Source organism: Streptococcus suis YS56 (assembly GCF_000440115.1).
Taxonomy (GTDB): domain Bacteria; phylum Bacillota; class Bacilli; order Lactobacillales; family Streptococcaceae; genus Streptococcus; species Streptococcus suis_L.
This window is the reverse complement of sequence record NZ_ALMY01000065.1, coordinates 1-19776: the sequence shown is the minus strand read 5'-3', so window position 1 is coordinate 19776 and position 19776 is coordinate 1. Positions and strand designations below refer to the sequence as shown.

Annotated in this window: 15 protein-coding genes; 13 read left to right on the top strand and 2 right to left on the bottom strand. The window is 41.8% G+C overall.

Features of this window, described 5'->3' with window-relative positions:
- Positions 1 to 963 precede the first annotated feature (963 nt).
- The 3 genes from SST62_RS0107510 to glnA all read left to right on the top strand — a co-directional run bounded on the left by SST62_RS0107510 (position 964) and on the right by glnA (position 3301).
- Positions 964 to 1479 carry an FUSC family protein gene (locus SST62_RS0107510; protein WP_029186865.1) on the top strand — a complete coding sequence of 172 codons (516 nt, stop codon included), beginning with the start codon at positions 964 to 966 and terminating at the stop codon, positions 1477 to 1479.
- A gap of 75 nt (positions 1480 to 1554) precedes the next feature.
- Positions 1555 to 1926, top strand: coding sequence for a MerR family transcriptional regulator (locus tag SST62_RS0107505; protein ID WP_002940041.1), 372 nt, complete (start codon positions 1555 to 1557; stop codon positions 1924 to 1926).
- A 28-nt stretch (positions 1927 to 1954) separates the two neighbouring features.
- Positions 1955 to 3301 carry a type I glutamate--ammonia ligase gene (gene glnA, locus SST62_RS0107500; protein WP_011921751.1) on the top strand — a complete coding sequence of 449 codons (1347 nt, stop codon included), beginning with the start codon at positions 1955 to 1957 and terminating at the stop codon, positions 3299 to 3301.
- Between the two features lie 788 nt (positions 3302 to 4089).
- Here the strand turns inward: glnA and rnjA are convergent.
- Entirely contained in the window at positions 4090 to 5769 is a 1680-nt protein-coding gene (gene rnjA, locus SST62_RS0107495) for a ribonuclease J1 (protein ID WP_029186864.1), read from the bottom strand.
- Positions 5770 to 5772: 3 nt separating this feature from the next.
- A complete protein-coding gene (locus SST62_RS0107490; RefSeq protein ID WP_029171629.1) occupies positions 5773 to 6003 on the bottom strand; it encodes a DNA-dependent RNA polymerase subunit epsilon in 231 nt (76 codons plus the stop codon).
- 302 nt (positions 6004 to 6305) lie between these two features.
- Between SST62_RS0107490 and SST62_RS0107485 the strand changes: the two genes are divergently transcribed.
- The 10 genes from SST62_RS0107485 to SST62_RS1000000112790 all read left to right on the top strand — a co-directional run.
- On the top strand, positions 6306 to 7184 hold the full coding sequence (locus SST62_RS0107485) for an Rgg/GadR/MutR family transcriptional regulator (RefSeq protein WP_029186863.1): 879 nt from the start codon (positions 6306 to 6308) through the stop codon (positions 7182 to 7184).
- A 267-nt stretch (positions 7185 to 7451) separates the two neighbouring features.
- Positions 7452 to 8744, top strand: coding sequence for a radical SAM protein (locus tag SST62_RS0107480; protein WP_029186862.1), 1293 nt, complete (start codon positions 7452 to 7454; stop codon positions 8742 to 8744).
- Positions 8745 to 8903: 159 nt separating this feature from the next.
- Positions 8904 to 10499: an ABC transporter ATP-binding protein gene (locus SST62_RS0107470; protein WP_029942696.1), complete on the top strand. Its 1596-nt coding sequence runs from the start codon at positions 8904 to 8906 to the stop codon at positions 10497 to 10499.
- A 1-nt stretch (position 10500) separates the two neighbouring features.
- The gene (locus tag SST62_RS0107465; protein ID WP_029942694.1) at positions 10501 to 10704 is read left to right on the top strand and encodes a hypothetical protein; all 204 of its coding nucleotides are present in this window, start codon (positions 10501 to 10503) and stop codon (positions 10702 to 10704) included.
- 156 nt (positions 10705 to 10860) lie between these two features.
- The gene (tsaB, locus tag SST62_RS0107460) at positions 10861 to 11544 is read left to right on the top strand and encodes a tRNA (adenosine(37)-N6)-threonylcarbamoyltransferase complex dimerization subunit type 1 TsaB (protein WP_029186859.1); all 684 of its coding nucleotides are present in this window, start codon (positions 10861 to 10863) and stop codon (positions 11542 to 11544) included.
- On the top strand, positions 11541 to 11981 hold the full coding sequence (rimI, locus tag SST62_RS0107455) for a ribosomal protein S18-alanine N-acetyltransferase (RefSeq protein WP_029186858.1): 441 nt from the start codon (positions 11541 to 11543) through the stop codon (positions 11979 to 11981). The genes tsaB and rimI overlap by 4 nt, the downstream gene beginning before the upstream one ends.
- Positions 11971 to 12978 (top strand): tRNA (adenosine(37)-N6)-threonylcarbamoyltransferase complex transferase subunit TsaD, encoded by a 1008-nt coding sequence (gene tsaD / locus SST62_RS0107450; RefSeq protein ID WP_029186857.1) that lies wholly within the window; start codon positions 11971 to 11973, stop codon positions 12976 to 12978. Before rimI ends, tsaD begins: the two co-directional genes overlap by 11 nt.
- Before the next feature lie 169 nt (positions 12979 to 13147).
- Positions 13148 to 14062 carry an Rpn family recombination-promoting nuclease/putative transposase gene (locus tag SST62_RS0107445; RefSeq protein ID WP_050571898.1) on the top strand — a complete coding sequence of 305 codons (915 nt, stop codon included), beginning with the start codon at positions 13148 to 13150 and terminating at the stop codon, positions 14060 to 14062.
- Between the two features lie 159 nt (positions 14063 to 14221).
- Positions 14222 to 14425 (top strand): hypothetical protein, encoded by a 204-nt coding sequence (locus SST62_RS0107440; RefSeq protein WP_029186855.1) that lies wholly within the window; start codon positions 14222 to 14224, stop codon positions 14423 to 14425.
- A gap of 1227 nt (positions 14426 to 15652) precedes the next feature.
- The coding region (locus SST62_RS1000000112790; RefSeq protein ID WP_032499391.1) for a YPDG domain-containing protein at positions 15653 to 19776 on the top strand (4124 nt) is incomplete at its 3' end.

Genomic DNA, 19776 nt, shown 5'->3' with positions numbered 1-19776 from the left:
AAATGCAACGGATTTCCGTTGCATTTTGTGCATCGCGTAGAGTTTCTACGAAGCTAAGCGAGTTAGAAAGTCTAGCAAGGTGAAAAGTGCTTCCAGAACTTGCGGTGCTTACTGAAATGAAAAATAGGCGGTGAGTCAGTTCAACATATCTGGGAGATATGTTGAGGTTAGAAATAGAAGAAGCGAAGCTTCTGTCAAAAATGATTCTGTAGCTTGTTGCTTTGTTTTTTCTTGGTGCTAACTTCAAATAGTCCACTGGGCTATTTGAACCCCGCAAGGCTGAATAGGTTGGTCACAAGCGTAGCAAAGTGAACTGCCATTCAGCTACTGCGTATGAACGACGAAAAGAGTTGGGCAACCAGCTCTTTTCTAGTGCAAAGGCTAGATTTTCTGTGAACCTAGTGAGTTAGAAAATCAGCCTAGGGAAAGGCTAAAATGCAGCGGGTTTCCGTTGCATTTTGTGCATCGTGTAGAGTTTCTATGAAGCTAAGCGAATTAGAAAGTCTAGCAAGGTGTACTTCCAGAACTTGCGGTGTTTACTGAAATGAAAAATAGGCGGTGTGTCAGTTCAACATATCTCGCAGATATGTTGAGGTTAGAAATAGAAGAAGCGAGGCTTCTGTCAAAAATGATTCCGTAGCTTGTTGCTTTGTTTTTTTCTTGGTGCTAACTTCAAATAGTCCACTGGGCTATTCGAACCCCGCAAGGCTGAATCTTGGTCACAACTGCCATTCAGCTACTGCGCACAAAATATAAAATGCAAAAAAAGACGTTGTTTTTTTACAGCGTCTATTCGTTTATCTTACTTCTGGGTTCCTTCTTGCAGCTGATTTAAAGTGGCAGATTATTGATTTTTTGAAAAGCTGGTGTGAACAGGAGGCCTTTCCTGTCGAGCTTAGGAGAAAAGAAAAGCTGGGCAGGTATTTGCTATTCTATTTTCCGAAATCATGTTAGAATAGAGGTATGTTTAAAAAATATACATTTGATTCAAAGAAATTTCGGTTTGGGATGCGGACGTTCAAATCGGGTTTGGCAGTCTTCCTAGTTATTCTTTTGTTTGGTTTTATGGGGTGGCAAGGGATTCAGATTGCGGCTTTGACGGCTGTGTTTAGTTTACGAGAAGACTTCGATCAGAGTGTCCATTTTGGAGCTTCTCGTATTCTGGGTAATTCTATTGGTGGTTTTTATGCGCTACTTTTCTTTATTTTGGATAGGTTATTCTTAGATCATTTTTGGGTAACTGCGGTTTTTGTTCCGATATTTGTCATGTTAACGATTATGACAAATGTGGCGATGAATAATAAAGCGGGAATTATTGGTGGAGTGTCAGCTTTATTAATTATTACATTGTCTATTCCTGCTGGTGATACGATTCAATATGTGTTTATTCGTGTGTTTGAAACCTTTATCGGAGTTTTCATTGCGATTCTAGTTAATTATGATGTGAATGTTATAAAAAAACGTTTTCAGGATAAATGATGTCACAAAATATAACATCGTCTATTGACCTCAAAAAAAAATTCTCCTATAATGGTAGGCAGAAAGGAGTTCGTTATGAGAGAAAAAGAGTTTCGTCGTTCCTTAGCCATCTTTCCGATCGGTAGTGTGATGAAGTTGACAGATTTAACTGCTCGTCAAATTCGTTACTATGAAGATCAAGGCTTGATTAAGCCCGATCGCAATGAAGGGAATCGTCGCTTGTATTCTCTAAATGATATGGACTTACTTTTAGAAATCAAGGATTTTTTGGATGAAGGTTTGAATATTGCTGCGATTAAGAAGGAATATGCAAATCGGGAAGCGAAAGCTAAGGTCCAAAAACAGCAGAAAACCTTGACTGATGAAGATGTCCGTCGTATCTTACATGATGAATTCAGTCGTCAGGGACGATTTTCAAGTCCTAGTTCCATTTTCCGTTCGTCGTAATTAGCTTTTAAAATAGAGGAGAAAAATAATGACATTCACAGTGGCAGATATCAAGCGTGATATCAAAGAGAAAAACGTTACCTTCCTACGTCTTATGTTTACAGACATCATGGGAGTGATGAAAAACGTAGAAATTCCAGCAACTGATGAGCAGGTCGAAAAGGTTTTGTCAAATAAGGTCATGTTTGATGGTTCATCTATTGAAGGATTTGTTCGTATCAATGAATCAGATATGTATCTTTACCCAGACTTGGATACATGGACTATCTTCCCTTGGGGTGATGAAAATGGCCGTGTAGCTGGCTTGATTTGTGATATTTATACAACAGATGCTAAGCCTTTTGCTGGTGACCCACGTGGAAATTTGAAGAAATCGCTTCGTCACATGGAAGAGGCAGGTTTCTCTTCATTCAACCTTGGTCCAGAACCAGAATTCTTCCTCTTTAAGATGGACGAACAAGGAAATCCAACGCTTGAAGTAAATGATAAAGGTGGTTACTTTGACCTCGCACCAACGGACTTGGCTGATAATACACGTCGCGAAATCGTCAATGTCTTGACAGAGATGGGCTTTGAAGTTGAAGCGAGCCATCACGAAGTGGCAGTAGGTCAGCATGAAATTGACTTCAAATATGCGGATGTCTTAAAAGCTTGTGACAATATTCAAATCTTCAAGTTAGTTGTTAAAACAATTGCTCGTAAGCATGGTATGTATGCGACATTTATGGCAAAGCCTAAGTTTGGTATTGCTGGTTCAGGTATGCACTGTAACATGTCACTCTTTGATAAGGATGGGAATAATGCCTTCTTTGATCCAGAAGATCCTCGCGGTATGCAGCTGTCTCAAACTGCTTACCATTTCCTTGGTGGTTTGATTAAGCATGCTTATAACTATACTGCTATTACAAACCCGACAGTGAACTCTTACAAGCGTTTGGTTCCAGGCTTTGAAGCTCCTGTGTATATTGCTTGGGCTGGAAAAAACCGCTCACCATTGGTTCGCGTACCTGCATCACGTGGAATGGGAACTCGTTTAGAATTGCGCTCGGTTGATCCAACTGCCAACCCATACTTAGCTATGGCCGTTCTGTTGGAAGTTGGCTTGGAAGGTATTCAAAATAAAATTGAAGCACCAGCACCAGTAGAATCTAATATCTATGCAATGTCTGATGAGGAGCGTCGTGAAGCAGGAATCACTGATCTTCCTTCAACTCTTCACAATGCATTGAAAGCTCTTCGTGAAGACGAGGTAGTTCGTGCAGCTCTAGGTGATCATATCTATACGAATTTCTTGGAAGCTAAGAAAATCGAATGGGCAAGCTACGCAACCTACGTCTCCCAATGGGAAATCGACAACTATTTAGATATGTATTAAACAAAGGACCCCGACGGGTCCTTTGTTCATGAGCCGAGAAATTGGAAAGCGAGTAATGGCGCTAAGACCATTTTTTCATGAGCTTGAAAACAATGGAGCGAATTAGGACCCCGACGGGTCCTTTGTTCACGAGCTGAGAAATTAGAGAGCGAGTAACGGCACTAAGACCATTTTTTCATGAGCTTGAAAACTAGATGGCGAATTGGGAGTGGGAAAGAACTCGACTAAGTCAAAAAGAGTTCGTCTTCCCACCCCCGCACAGTTGATTAGGTTAGATTTGGAGTGTGAAACACGAACAAATCTGCCAATCAACCACTGCGCTGAGATGTTGACACGAACACTGAGAAGTGGGCCAGGGCTTTTTGTCCAGCCCGAGCTCAGAAATAGCAGGGCGAGGGAATGAACATGAGCTTGAAAACCAGATAGCGAATTAGGACCCCAACGGGTCCTTTGTTTATGAGCCAAGAAATTGGGAAGCGAGTAATGGCGCTAAGACCATTTTTTCATGAGCTTGAAAACAATGGAGCGAATTAGGACCCCGACGGGTCCTTTGTTCACGAGCCGAGAAACTAGAAAGCGAGTAATGGCTCAAGCGACCATTTTTTCATGAGTCAGGAAATTGGAAATCGAGTCATGATCTAGTGGAGAGAGATTTAACCCTATCAGTCAAGCCAACCAGATGTAGCTATCCTAATTTGTTTTGTCCATTGTAGCAACTGTATTATTTAACAAAGGTAAGCTAGATTAAGCAAAAAACCCAGAGGTTATACCTGTGGGATTTTAGTGTGTTATTGATCAGGTGTGAGAATCATTGGGATGATGATTGGCTCACGTTCTGTTTTTTCGTATAGGAATGGTCGTAGGGCGTTAACAATGGCTCCGTTAACCGTCTGGATATTGGCATCCTTGTTGCGCATGGCAATTCGGATAGCGTTGAAAAGGACGCGTTGACTCTCACGGATCAGATCACCAGATTCACGCATGTAGATAAAACCACGGCTGAGAATATCTGGACCTGCAAGAATCATCTTGGATTTGAAGTCAACGGTTGCAACAGCTAGAACGACACCGTCTTCTGAGAGGTCACGGCGGTCTTTGAGGACAGCTGCACCGATTTCACCGATACGGTTTCCGTCCACATAGATGTCTTGGGCATTGAAGTGCCCGGCTAAGCGTGCAGAATCTTTTGTCAGAGCAAGGACATCACCGTTTTCCATGATGAAGATGTTGTCTTTTGGCACGCCTGTATCAACTGCCAGACTAGCATGGATTTTTTGCATACGGTATTCGCCATGGACAGGCATGAAGTATTTTGGCTTGATTAGGCGAAGCATGAGTTTTTGCTCTTGCTGGCCGCCGTGCCCAGAGGTATGGATGTTGTTGATCTTACCGTGAATGACATCGACACCGGCTTCAATCAGGATATTGATCAACTTGTTGACACCTGTGGTATTTCCCGGAATAGGACTGGACGAGAAGATGACCGTGTCGCCTGGCTGGAGTTGTACTTGACGGTGGGTACCGTGGGCGATGCGGGAGAGGGCGGCCATAGGCTCACCCTGGCTACCTGTACAGAGAATCATAATCTCACTGGCAGGATATTCTTTGATCTCGTTTGGTTCGATAAAGGTATCCTTAGGCACCTTGATGTAGCCGAGCTCGATACCATTAACAATGGCTTTTTCCATGGAGCGTCCAAAGACAGCAATTTTGCGGCCGGTCTTAACGGCGGCATCAGCTGCCTGTTGCAGACGGAAGATGTTGGAGGCAAAGGAAGCAAAGATGATGCGTCCATGAATGCCTTCAATCAGCTTCATGATGGATTGACCGACCACTTTTTCCGAGTTGGTAAAGGTCGGAACTTCGGCGTTGGTAGAGTCGGAGAGGAGGCAGAGAACGCCTTCTTCACCGAGGGCAGCCATGCGGTGAAGGTCTGCTGGCTCGCCAACTGGAGTGAAATCGAACTTGAAGTCACCGGTACAGACGATTTTTCCTTGCGGGGTGTCAACGACGATACCGAGTGGTTCTGGAATGGAGTGGGTGGTACGGAAGAAGCTGACTTTGAGGTGCTTGAAGGTCAACTCTGTATTATGATTGATTTCATGCAGAGTCGCATCACGGAGCAGTCCGTGTTCTTCCAATTTGCCTCGAATGAGGGCGAGGGCTAAAGGTCCAGCATAGATTGGGACATTGGCTTGCTTGAGCAAGAAAGGAATGCCTCCGATGTGGTCTTCGTGCCCGTGGGTAATAACCAGACCTTTAACGCGGTCTAGGTTTTCAACGATGTAGGAGTAGTCTGGGATAACGTAGTCGATACCCAATAGGTCATCTTCTGGGAACTTGATACCGGCATCGACGATGAGAATTTCATCCTTATACTCGATACCGTAGGTATTTTTCCCGATTTCTCCCAAACCACCGATGGCGAAAACGCCAACTTCATGAGGTTTTAGATTGACTGATGACATGGATTAAAACTCCGTAATTTTGAAATCTGCGTGCTCTTTCTCGTATTCAAGATGATTGTCTGATAAGAGGTCGATAAATTCGATGTTGTATTCAGGGCAGTTGGTTTCCACCAATTCACGCGCGATAATACGACCTTCCAATTCTGATGCAGCATCGATGTCTAGATAAAGAGCGCGTGTTTGTTCGCGACGTGGGCTAATTTTTGATTCTTGATAGAATACTTTATAAATCATGTGTAGTATAGTTCCTTTCTTTTTGACTGGCAACTATGAAAAAAGCCCCAAACAGTTGGGGCTGTCTGGTAATGCCTATTCAATTTTCTCGAGTTGTTAATTTATTCAGTCTAAATGTACTCTTCATTATACCATAAAATATGCTGATGGTAAAAGGGTTTGGTAGGAAAATGGAAAAGTGTCGAGATTTTCAGAAACAAGCAGAGAATAAATGGATAAATGAGCGAGATTGACAAATATATATTTGGATATTATAATGAATAAAAACGGAATTTTCAATGCATCAAGAGAGGGGATGAGTCATGGGGACAGTACCACAAATGGGTTTAGGGGAGTTTTATCGAGAACTCCGTGGTTCTCGCTTGGTTAAGCAAAAGGATGTTGTCAGAGGAGACTTTACAGCAGCCCAGCTATCACGCTTTGAGTCGGGCAAGTCTATGTTGGCAGCGGATAAGTTGATCGTAGCTGTCGAGGGTATCAACATGACCATGGAGGAGTTCACCTACAAATATCATGGCTACAAGGAAGCGCCCCATATTGAGCTAGCTAATCTGATTTCAGATTTGTATTATCAACAAGATAGGGATGGGTTGCAGGCCTTGTTGGAATCAGATCTCTTGAAAGCTGAGGGAAATCTCTATGCTAGGTTAAATAGACTTGTCATCAAGGTGGCACTAGCTACCTTAGATGGTCAATCTGATTTTGACGATGAGGACAGAGAGTTTCTCTCAGATTATCTCTTTGCCATTGAGGAGTGGACGAGTTTTGAGTTGTATTTGTTTTTGAATGCGCAAATGTTGTTGAATGATCATATGATTGTTAGTTTATTATCTGAGTTGAAGAATAAATCCAAAAGTTATCGAAATTTAAGGAAGCATAGAGATTATTTGAAAAAAATACTAATCAATTCAGTCGGAGAAATGATAGAACGAAAGAAGTACGGTTTAGCGGAAGAATTTTTGACGGAACTGGAGAGGATGGTTGAGACAACAGATGCTTTTGAACAGATTTTTGTGAATTACTTCAAGCTATGTATTTCACTTATCAAATCAGGTGACTCCATGGAATTTCAAACTAAAACAGAGGCATATATTGCCTCCGTTGGATTGATAGTGAGTAGCAAAGTATCGATGCTCTTGGAACGTCATTACAAATTATGTGTTTTAAAAGAGGATAGTTAGTGAAGTCGGAAGAATTGGATAAATAATAATGGGTATGGTTAGTAAAAGGTAAAATACTGATTTTAAAAATGCCTTCTTCATAGCTAATCAAGCCTCCTTGTTTTTTTATTTCATTATAACTCATTTTTCCACGGCAATTATTAACTTGAAAATATGTAATTTTATAAAAATAAATTACATATTTTCAAGTTTCAATAGTATCAATTGAGTTGTGTTAGAATTTAGACAAGAAATAATAAATGAAATCAAAGACAGGGAGGTATGCGTGTGGAGATGTCACCCTATGTTCTCCGTCAGGAATGTGACGATGGTATTGTCTATTTCAATACAAAGAATAATCATTCATTTCTAATCACGAAACAATTGTTAGAAAAATTGAAGACTGACGAGGAAACCAAAGAGCAATATAAGACCTACCTTGAACAGTTTCATTATTTTCCAGAGGACGATGAAGTAAATCAGTCGTTAAGGAAGATACGTGAGATAGACGATACATTATTAGAGTTCACAATTTTAACGCACGGAGATTGTAATTTTCGTTGCAAATATTGTTATGAGAAGTTTGAAAACATTTCTATGTCAAGAGAGACAGAGGATGCAATCCTGAGATTTGCGGAAGAACAATTGAGCACTGGAAAGTTTAAGATTTTCAAAGTTTCATGGTTTGGTGGTGAGCCGTTGCTCGGATATCGTACGATTCAATATCTTTCTGAAAAATTCAAAGAAATTTGTTATAGACTAAATGTGGAATATCTAGCTATTATTACCACAAATGGTTACTTATTATCGCTGAATAAGTTGAAGAAATTAGTTTCTGAGTACAAGGTAATCAGCTATCAAATTACTTTAGATGGGGATCAGAATAGTCATGATTGTCAGAGGGTTTTGAAAAATGAAAGAGGCTCGTACGAACGGATATACAAAAATTTACAAGCTATGAAAGATAGTGAACTAGATTTCTTTTGTACGATTCGATTTAATATTTCAAAAGAGAATCTAGAGAATATAAAATCTTTTCTATATGAAGATGGCGTATATTTTAAAAATGATAAGCGATTTGGATTTGCTTATCATAATGTTGGTAACTGGGGTCAAGGTGAGCGTTCGGATAAGGATTGTGTGACTTTATTAGAGTATGATGCAAGTTTTGAATTATCTCAACTCGCTATTTCGCTCGGCTACAAAACTACTTTAATTAGTCACTTTTTAAACAATCGTTTTACCTGTTATGCCAATCGAACAAGCCACTATATGTTTAACGTGAGAGGACTTGTACAATCCTGCACAGTGGCACTTTATCATCATAAAAATATATTTGGTAATATAAACAAGGGATACATCAATCATGATAGATTAAGGAACTGGGTAATTGAAGTGGAAGAAAACTGTAAATCATGCCCGTTTGTCTTAATTTGTAAGTCAGGCCATTGCCCAATGGCCAAGCGAATTTCAAAACATCCATCAGAGGTATTGTGTCGCAGTATACAAAGGGTTGTTGAGAGGAATCTAGCACTATTCGCATTGACTAAATCCTATCATGATATTTTAGATGTGGGCTAGTAGGAGGAAATTATGGTAGTAAATACAAATAAAAAATATACAGAAGAAGGTCTTTTACAGACTGCAACAAATTTTTGTGTTAATCTTTGTCAAATGCCATAAGGGTTTGATAAAATTGAGAGGAGTGCTAGCCTCTCTTTTTGCTATTGGAGGTTGCTTATGAAGAGAATTCTTGGAATTTATCGTTATATTGATAAAAAATACAGATTGTTGGTGATATTTGGTATTTTTATGAATGGCGGAGTTATGCTGACTCAGCCCTTAGTAATGAGTAAGATATTGCAACTCGGGAGCGGGGATTTAAGTTTTGAAAAAATTTGGCAACTATTAGTGTATGGTTTGTCTGTTTATTTTGTGATTTATAGTCTGATGCTTTTCGCTAATCATACAAATAATATATTTAGAAGAGAAATTCATATCGGAATTCGCTCATCCTTGTTTAGAAAGCTGATTTCAAATTCTAAATATAGCCATAATGATAAGATAACTCTATTAACTCAGGATATGGAATTGTTGGGTGATAGATATCTTGAACCGATTGCAGGTTTCCTATGTTGGGGGTTTGTCAGCCTTGTTACTGCCCTTTACATCATGATGCAGGACATTTTGTTGGGCTCTATTTTTGTGGTGTGTACGATTTTGAGGCCGATTCCACAGTTTTTACTAAATAAAAGATTGAAAAATACTGGGATGGAGTTTTCAGAACTTCGAACTAAAGTTCATGAGGAAGTATCCGATAGTATCCATGGTAGCGAAACGCTTCTTGTGAATCAAAGTGCTGAAAATAGTTTTCATCGGGTAGGTCAAATAGTTAAAGAGTATCAAGTAGCCATACAGCGATATGCTTTTACCCACAATATTGTCTTTTTCTTTAATGGTTTTATGGAGTTTTTCAGCCAGATATTGCCTGTTGCTATTGGTTTTTACTTGATTATGAATGGTGAAGCCATTACGGTTGCTAGTTTGCTGACTATGTTTATTGCGGCTAATCGTTTGGCTGGGCCAATTCAAAACTTGATGTATCAAGCGGAAGGCATTCAGGGGGCTCAGGCGATTGCAGATAAAATCTTTGGCATTTTGGAAACAGAACCTGATTTTGTGGAGCGTAAAGAAAGTCATCTGTCTGACATTCAGGGCTTGCATATGAAAGGTTTAGCCAAAGCCTATGGCGATAAGCAGCTGTTTGCTGGGTTGAATGTGACTATCAAAATGGGAGATAAGGTTTTAATCAAAGGTGTCAGTGGTTCGGGTAAGACAACGCTCTTTCGGATTTTGCTAGGGCAAGAAACAGCGGATAGAGGTCGTGTTTATGTGACGGAGGCTGGTGGTCAGGAGCGAGAGGATTTTCAGGGCAATATCGGTTTGATTAGCCAAAGTCCGTTTTTATTTAGCGATACCATTCGTTACAATCTGACCTTGGGCGATGATTTCACAGACCAAGAACTGTTGGATGTTCTGGGGCAGGTTGGGCTACTTGAGGAATTTACAGATATTCTCAATGTGAAGGTAGAAAACAACGGTGAAAATATCTCAGGTGGTCAACGGGTCCGTCTGGAAATCGCCCGTTTCCTCTTGCGGAAGAAGGACATTCTCCTAGCAGATGAAGTGACTGCAGCCTTGGATGAGAAAAATGGCAAGGCGGTACGCAAACTCCTGCATTCCTTACCGATTATGATATTGGAAATTGCCCACCATATCGATGAGGATATTCAGTATGACCAGATAGTAGAATTAAAGAAAGGTAGTGAAAGCTAGTATGAAAAAAGTAGCTATAATGATTGTTATAGCGTTAACGGTTCAAGAGTTATTTGCATTGTATTTTTTAAAAAATGCTTGGGATAAGGGGGCGGTCACCTCGGATTCTTTGATAACATTAGGTTTTGGCTTGTTATTCTTGAACAGTATTGCTATTCATACTTTTTACAGTTATATTAAAAAACACTATCGAAAAATCAACTGATTATGGCTGTTTTTCGAGCTATTATCTCTTTACTCGTACTTATTCATTCTACAGCACTGAAAAGACTGGGAAAGCACAACCCAGTCTTTTCATTATTTGAAAAAATATCCAAGATAGCTTACAATAGAGAGTAGACTTGTAAAGAAAGAGAAACTTATGAAAATACTAGCCCTAGACAGCTCCAACCAGGCCTTATCGGTTGCCTTGGTGGAGGACGGTCGTTTGCAGGCGGAAACCCTGCTGGCCGTCAAGAAAAATCATAGTATCAGCCTCATGCCTGTGGTCGATTTTTTGGTGGCACAGGTTGGCTGGATGCCCAAAGACCTGGAGCGGATTGTGGTTGCTCAGGGGCCTGGCTCCTACACGGGTCTGCGGGTGGCGGTGGCGACTGCCAAGACTCTGGCCTACACTCTCAAGATCGACTTGGTGGGGCTATCCAGTCTTCAGTCCCTGGTTCCGCCCAGCCTGACGGGTCTGGTGGTCCCCCTCATCGATGCCCGCCGTAACAGTGTCTATGCGGGTGTTTATGAAAATGGCAGAGCAGTCGAGCCAGACTGCTACTGGTCTTTTGAAGACTTACTATCTAGCCTGTCTGGCAAGAAAAATATCACCTTTGTCGGAGAAGTTGAGAACTTTAAGGAGCAAATCGAGCAAGCTCTGCCGACTGCCCATTACCAAACTAGTCTGCCGTCTGCCTATCAGCTGGCGGTGATTGGTCAAGACTTGCCAGCAGTAGATGTCACCAGCTTTGAGCCCAACTATCTCAAGCGAGTAGAGGCAGAGGAGAACTGGCTCAAGGACAACCAAGCTGGCTCAGAAAGTTATATCAAACGTGTATGATAGAGATTAAACACTATGATGGCCAGGAAAATCTGGCAGAGGCTGTTTTGGCAGTTATGCAGTCGGTCTATGACCAATCTCCTTGGAATTTGGAGCAGATTGTGTCCAGTATGGCTAGTCAGGACGAGGACTATTATCTGGCTTATGAGGGTCAGGAATTGGTCGGATTTTTGGCTGTGCAGACGGTGCTGGATGAGATGGAAATCTTGCAGATTGCTGTCAAGATTGATTTTCAGAGGTTGGGAATCGCCAGTCAACTGATGGCTGCTGTGATGGACTGGGAGGGGGACATCTTCCTCGAAGTGAGGGAGTCCAATAGGGCAGCTCAGGCCCTCTATACACGCCAGCTTTTTACCAAAATAGGAAAACGAAAAGACTACTACCGTAATCCTGTCGAGGACGCGGTGCTAATGAAGAGAGAACGTGATGAAAGATAGATTGATTTTGGCGATTGAGACTTCGTGTGACGAGACCTCGGTGGCTGTTTTGCGAAATGATGCGGAGCTTTTGTCCAATGTCATTGCCAGCCAGATTGCCAGCCACCAGCGGTTTGGTGGGGTGGTGCCCGAGGTGGCCAGCCGTCACCATGTGGAAGTGATTACGGCCTGTATCGAGGAGGCCTTGTTGGAGGCGGAGGTGACGGCAGAGGATTTGACGGCTGTGGCTGTGACCTATGGGCCTGGCTTGGTCGGTGCTTTGCTGGTCGGGATGTCGGCTGCCAAGGCCTTTGCTTGGGCTAATGGCTTGCCGCTCATTCCTGTCAATCATATGGCAGGGCACTTGATGGCGGCGCGTGCGGTCAAGGAGTTGGAGTTTCCGCTTTTGGCTCTTTTGGTCAGCGGTGGGCATACGGAGTTGGTCTATGTGTCAGAGGCGGGTGACTACAAGATTGTCGGTGAAACGCGAGATGATGCGGTTGGCGAGGCCTATGATAAGGTAGGGCGGGTCATGGGTCTCCCCTATCCAGCTGGTCGTATTATTGATGAATTGGCTCATGAGGGGCAAGACATTTATGACTTCCCTCGTGCTATGATAAAAGAAGATAATCTGGAGTTTTCTTTTTCAGGTTTGAAATCCGCCTTTATCAACCTCTACCACAATGCCCAGCAGAAAGGGGAAACCTTGTCCAATGCGGACCTGTCAGCTTCTTTCCAAGCCTGTGTTATGGACATTCTCATGGCTAAGACCAAGAAGGCCTTGGAGAAATACCCTGTTAAGACCTTGGTCGTAGCGGGCGGTGTAGCAGCCAATCAGGGATTACGAGAGCGGTTGGCAGCTGAAATCACCGATGTGGAGGTCATCATTCCCCCGCTTCGCCTCTGCGGTGACAATGCTGGTATGATTGCCTTGGCAGCCGTTAGCGAATACAACAAGGAAAACTTTGCTGGTTGGGATTTGAATGCCAAGCCAAGTCTAGCTTTTGAAAATTTGTAAAGAAAATTTTGTACATACCTAGAAACGAACTCATCACATTTTGTGGTGGGTTACTTTTTTCATTTGTGGTATACTATATATAGAAAAGTTTTTCATTTGATTTCGAATAAATAAGTAGAGACAAAAAACTGGCTCTACCATGAAAAATCAAATGAAAGGATGTGGTATAGTGAGACATACCCTATTAAAACCAACACAAGACACGGTTGCCAAGAAAATTTTTCAAAACACGGAAGTGACCAAGGCTTTTATTTCAGATATTTTGGACTTGCCTGTTCAAGAAGTTGAACTGCTGGACGGTCATCAGATTCGCCTGCCAAATGATGATTTACCCAAGGGCTTCTATACTGTGACTGACATTCTAGTCAAGCTGGATGATGGGACCCAAGTTGTCATTGAAATCCAGATTGCCAAGCAAAAGACTTTCGTCAATCGCTTGTGGGCCTACATTTGTACGCAGGTGCATGATAACGTTGAAAAAATTCGGCAGGAATATGGTCACACCCACTTCACTCACGAGAGGATTTACCCCGTTTACGGTATCGCTCTCTTGGAGAAAAATTATTTCGACGACGATAAGCCCTTCCACATTTTTTCTTTGCGTGAAGAGGAGACCAATGAAGAGCTGACAGTCAAACCCAAAAACAGCTCCAAACAGCACGGTCTCTTGAAAATGGCTTTTCTGGAGTTAGAAAAATATCAGCCCGAAACCATTTCCGATTACGATGTCAAAAAATGGTTCGAGTTTTTCGGTAATCGTGATTTTACCATTCAGCCTGACAAGATTATCGCCCAGGCAGAACACGCCTTAGACTTTACAACCTGGACAAAGGAGGAAAAAGACATGTGGGATAAGCAAATCGATAGCCTTGAGGTTAGTTATGCTACACTGATGACAGCATTAGAAGACGGATTTGAAGAGGGGTTGGAGCGTGGCCGTGAAGAAGGCCGTGAAGAAGGACTTATATACTCTGCTCGCAATTTATTGTTAGCTGGAGTTAATATTGATATCATATCGAACAGTTTAAACCTCCCTCTCGAGCGTGTTCTCCAGCTTCAAAGCGAGTTGAACGCAAATAGCTAATATCTGCCCTCCATATAACCCGAAACCATTTCCGATTACGATGTCAAAAAATGGTTCGAGTTTTTCGGCAACCGAGATTTTACCATTCAGCCTGACAAGATTATCTCCCAGGCAGAACACGCCTTAGACTTTACAACCTGGACAAAGGAGGAACAAGACATGTGGGACAAGCAATTGGATAGTCTTGAAGTTAGTTATGCCACTTTGGTGACTGCACAGGAGGAAGCACGTGAAGAACTTCAAATCACCTCTGCCCGTAATTTCTTGAGGTCTGGTTTTCCAGCGGACGCAATAGCTGAAAATCTAAACCTTCCTCTCGAGCGTGTTCTCCAACTTCAAAGTGAGTTGAACGCAAATAGCTAATATCCACCCTCCATATAACCCGAAACCATTTCCGACTACGATGTCAAAAAATGGTTCGAGTTTTTCGGCAATCGTGATTTTACCATTCAGCCTGACAAGATTATCGCCTAGGCAGAACATGCCCTGAAATTTACAGAATCTATCAACTCCCTCGGAAACTGCTTATTTCGAGGTTTTTTGTGTTTTGCACTCGTATATCCAGATGAATCAAAAAACAGGACACATCTATGTTTGTAAATTTGAGAATCCTAAAGTTATTTTGGGAGTGGGCTGCTGATACGATAACCTAAAACTGTCCCTTGCTTAATTCAATCCCCTGTATTCACCACAACCAACCTCGATATGTAAAGATATAAAAGTACACAACCTACACACATATCTATGCGCCGATATCCTTCTTCTGCTTGAACAAACACATATATATAAGCGCCAACATTCTTCTTTCGCCTAAACAAACATATATATGCAAAAACACCCTTCTTCTACTCAAACATACATATCCAAGCGACACCATCTTTTCCACTCCCACCTATACCTCCATGACCACACCCTTTTGTCAATACACATATATCCAAGCCTCTATACATCAACGCACAACTCCTCAATCTCCTGGCACTCTTCTTGGACATATATATCAAAGCACCCACCTGTCCCTCCATCAGTCAATACATATCTATGCACCATCATTCTCCCCTCTGCTAAAACACCTATAACCAAGCACCTCTATTTCAAGTACCTCTATTTATAGATGCGTAACTATCGAGCCACCCCTCTCCACCTGTCGCATGGATATCCTTGTTGTTTTGTTCGCTCTTTTTGAAAAATACACAAAAGAATACAGAAAACATTCGGAAAACGATGTTAACCACCCAAGAAAACAAGACACCCATTCTCAGAAAAATAACATGAAAACGTGCTCAGAAAACCAAGTCAAATTCTAACTGTAAAATTTTTACAAAAAAAGTTAAAATACACGAGAATTCCAAGCATTTTTCTTGCTTTTTCAGATATAATTGTGCTATAATTTACTCGTTGTACTTATGTAGATTTTTGCAGAGTAATTGTTACTGATGACCGACAAACCATGTTCGGAAATGAGCATACCGCAGAAGATACCTCCCCTGCTAACTTTTTAAAGCAGGGGGGGGTATTTTTGTTTGGCTTAAAGTATGATGATATCCTAATAGCTACACATAGTATAACTTATTATAATATTGGAGGAAATTCATGTCTAGTAAAGATATGTTTAGAAAAGAACAACGTTTTTCTTTTCGTAAGTTTAGCTTTGGTTTAGCTTCGGCGGTCATTGCTAACGTGATTTTTGGAGGAGCAATCGCAAGTAGCCCTATTGTGCATGCGAACACAGCAGAACCGACATCAACAGTTGTACCAAGCGAGCGGTTAGCCTCAGTGTCCTACACAGTAAATGTGGTGGATCAAGCAGGCACAGTAATCAATACGCAAACAAAAAATGTTTCAGTTCAAACAACAGAAGCAACAGCCGTAGCAACCGCTAATTTGACAACTGATCTTGTCCCAGAAGGGTATGCACTTGTATCAGGTTTGGGTCAAGAAACAGTTACTGAAAATGCTGAAAATGTATTTACAGTTGTCGTTGAGAAAGCAACGTCAGAAGTAGCAACAACTGAGGATTCGGCAGCAACTTCAGAAGAGACATCAACAGCGACTTCTGAAACAGTAAACTCAACAACTGTAGCAGCATCTGAAACTTCAACAAAAGCAACTTCTGAAGTAGCGAATACTGCTGCGGTTGCTGCAGCAGCCACTGAGACAGTTTCTAACAAAACAGAACGCACAGCATACCTTAGCTACATCACGCATTACGTCAATGAAGCGAACGAAACTGTTGACAGAAGAGGTCACCTTGTAGCTGTAACAACGACTGATGATACTGCTAAAACACAAGTAACAGTTTCTGCATCTGAGAATATGCCTTCTGGTTGGGAATTGGTTCAAGATAAGGCAAAAGTTGTTGTTCAATTGGTTGAAAACCAAACAAATATATTAGTTTTTGCCGTAACGAAAAAATCTAAAGAAGAAGAGATTGCAGCATCACAATTGTCAAACCGTGATGTCTTGATGCGATTGTCTTTAGAAGCAGACTTGCTTGCTGACGAAGCTCTCCGCCAAGTAGCGAAAGAGCAAGCTGGTAACACTGCCCTTGAAACAGCTGCTAACGAAACGAAAGCAGTAGCTGCTACCGCTAATGAAGTCTTGGCAAATACCGCTGCAACAGAAGCAGAACTCGATGACCAAATCGACACAGTACGCACAAGCACACAAAACCTTGCGGCTGAAATGTTGAAAGTCGATAAAGATGGAATCTTGACGGCGATGTTGGATGCGACAAGTCAAGCCCTTACACTAACATCGTCAAGCACTGGTGCAGTTCGTCTAGATTATCCAAACCATATCCGTGATTACGCAACCAACGTAAAACAACAAGTTTACAATGGTCAAGACTTCTATTTTGGTCTGATTGGTAAGGAATTGACACAGACGGACAGCCAAATGCGTGTAACTGCTTCTAATCCAGCGGCAACCATTCAAATTTTGAACGGTGAAAACTACCCTATTAAGAATGCTACAAACTTTGGTTTGCAAGATTCAGATACGGGTATTCTTTATGGTAGTCATACAATCAAAGTCGCTGGGGATGCCTTCTCATGGAAGTTTAAAGCTACCTCTGGTACAGAGACAGCAGAATCCCTCTTCACTTTTGTACCGTATACTGTTGTAAAAACAGATGAGGATCCAGTTCGTAAAGCAGTTACGGCGGGAGTGACTGCTAATGAAATCCTTGCAAAAGTTAAGTCAGATGTGACACGTGGAAACGACACAAGCTCTACTACCGAAGCTACTGCAGGTCCTTTAAACATTGCCTTTGAGCAACATTTCAACTCTACACTAACTGCTCGTGCAACAGGTACTTCTACTACCGTTGCAGATACTGATAAGGCTGGCAAGCAAATCTGGCATGAAATCAAAAATTATGTCAAAGTTGCTGAAGCTGACGGTACTGTTGTTTCAGGTACTCCGGTTACAGGCTCTCTTCCTACAGAAGCAGGGACATATGATGTGACTGTTCTTTCAACAAACGTCCATGGCCAAACGATTGAGAATACTGTTAAAGTCATTCTTAATGCTGCACCAAGCATGCCAACCATCGGTGTCAATCCAGGAACAACTGTTAAGAATGACGATAACAGACAACTTGAAGCACTCTTTGTCTTTGGTAATGTTACAGGAACTACAGAGGCAGTATCAACTTCAGGTAGTAAAACTGCACCAGATTTTGGTACATCTGAAGTAACAAGAAAATTCCTTGCGACAGATCCAGAAAATGATGCTGTAACAATCTCTTACGGAGTGCCAGGAAATGTCACTGCATATGAAGCAGGTAAACCAGAGACATTGACTACAAATGGTCATCCTCCGATGTCTGCGGAAACTGGAAACCTAGGAAGAGAAAACAGTAATCAACTTCGTTTAGATGCCGAAGGTAAGCTGAGTGGTGAGTTCCCTGTTGCTCCAGGTCGTTTCTACTCACGTGTCGTTAAAATGACCGATACAGCTGGAAACGTATCCTATAGTAACCCATTCTTCGTTGTTGGTTACACTGATAAACGTGCTGACAATACAGATTTAACTGTTGCAGCAGCGTCAGACTTGACAGAAGCAAATATCTTCGGCAAGCTGACAATTGATGTAACAAGTGGTTCTGGAAATACCAACCGTTCACTGACTGTTCCTACATCAGAGTACACTCGTAAAATCGTAGGGTACCGCTTAACAGGAACAACAGCCGAGCAAACTCTTTCTACAGCAACCCTAAACACCCTCCCAGCAGGTAAAAACTACGAAATCAAAGTTGAGACAACCAACCCTTACGGTCAGACCATCTACAACTGGGTACCAGTAAACGATACACGTACAGTTGGAATTGATAAATCAAACCTTTATGTCTTCAAGGGCTCGCCAATTCAAACAGTAGCAGCAGGAACTTACACAGCAGATAATGTTGATAAAGTAAAAGTTGTGACTGTTGAGGATAAAGATGGTGTAGATGCGATTAGCTATTATCAATCTCCTAGCAATAGAGTGAGTTCAATTGCAGGTATCACGATTACTCCAGAAGCAAGTGCTGAGGCAAATCAATCAGTTGGTTATGCAACAGGTACACCAACAGCAGGTGTTGGTGTATACAGCCGTTCATTTGGTGTGACCGATGGTAATAACAAGTTAGAATTTGTAAACACTAACGTTAACAATGTTGATAATCGTCAAGCAACGCACATCATGGATGCGACTGCTGATGGTACTTTGAAAAAGCAGGCTGGTGAAACAGTAACCAAGGATGAAATCCTTGCAAAAGTTAAAGTCAATACTGGTAATTCTAATACTGTAGTTGCGGATCCTACAACTATGTATAAAATGGATCTGGCACCAGGTGAAACAGTTCCAACAGCACCAGGTGAATACGATGTAAAAGTTCGTGTTGTCACTTTGTCAAATGTTTACAAAGATGTAGTCGTTAAGGTGATCATCGATAAATATGCAGATACCTTGACAGCTACTGCAGCTGAAAACACTAGCTTGGTACCAGGCAGTGGCACAGCAGTGACACAACCAATCGTTATCAACGATGCAAATGGAGCTGCAACAACTGCACCTGCGGGTACAACTTATGCAATCGATCCAGCCTTTAAAGCTGAAAAAGAAGCACTTGGTTATGAAATCTCAGTAAGCCCAACCGGTGAAGTTTCAGTTAAAGCACCTGCTGGTCAAGAATCGGACATTGCTGTTCCTGTAACGGTGACTTACCCAGATAAGACAACAGATTCAGTGAGCGTACCGTTCAAGGTTAACCAAAAAGACACGGCTCAGTTGAAAGCGAAAGAAGCAATCGACAAGAAATTGGCTGACGAAACAAAAGCACTTGAAGACAAGAAGAATGCTGAAATTGCAGCTATCACCAACAATCCTGACTTGACTCCAGATCAAAAAGATGCGGCAGTTAAAGACATCACGGATGCAGCTGAAATTGCTAAGAAAGCATTGAACGATGCAGCTGGTGTTGCTAAAGATAATGTTGATGCAGCAACTACTCCTGAAGAAGCAAAAGCAGCACAAACTGCAGGTGAAACTACTCTAGCTGATCTAGAAAATGGTGCAGAAGCGGCTCTTGACTTGATTACTGATAAGGCAGAAGCGAAAGATACTATTGCTGACAAGTTAGCAGACGAGGTCAAAGAACTCGAAGCGAAACAAGCAGAAGCAGAAAAAGCTATCGATGCGTCAACTATGACACCAGAAGAGAAAGACGCAGC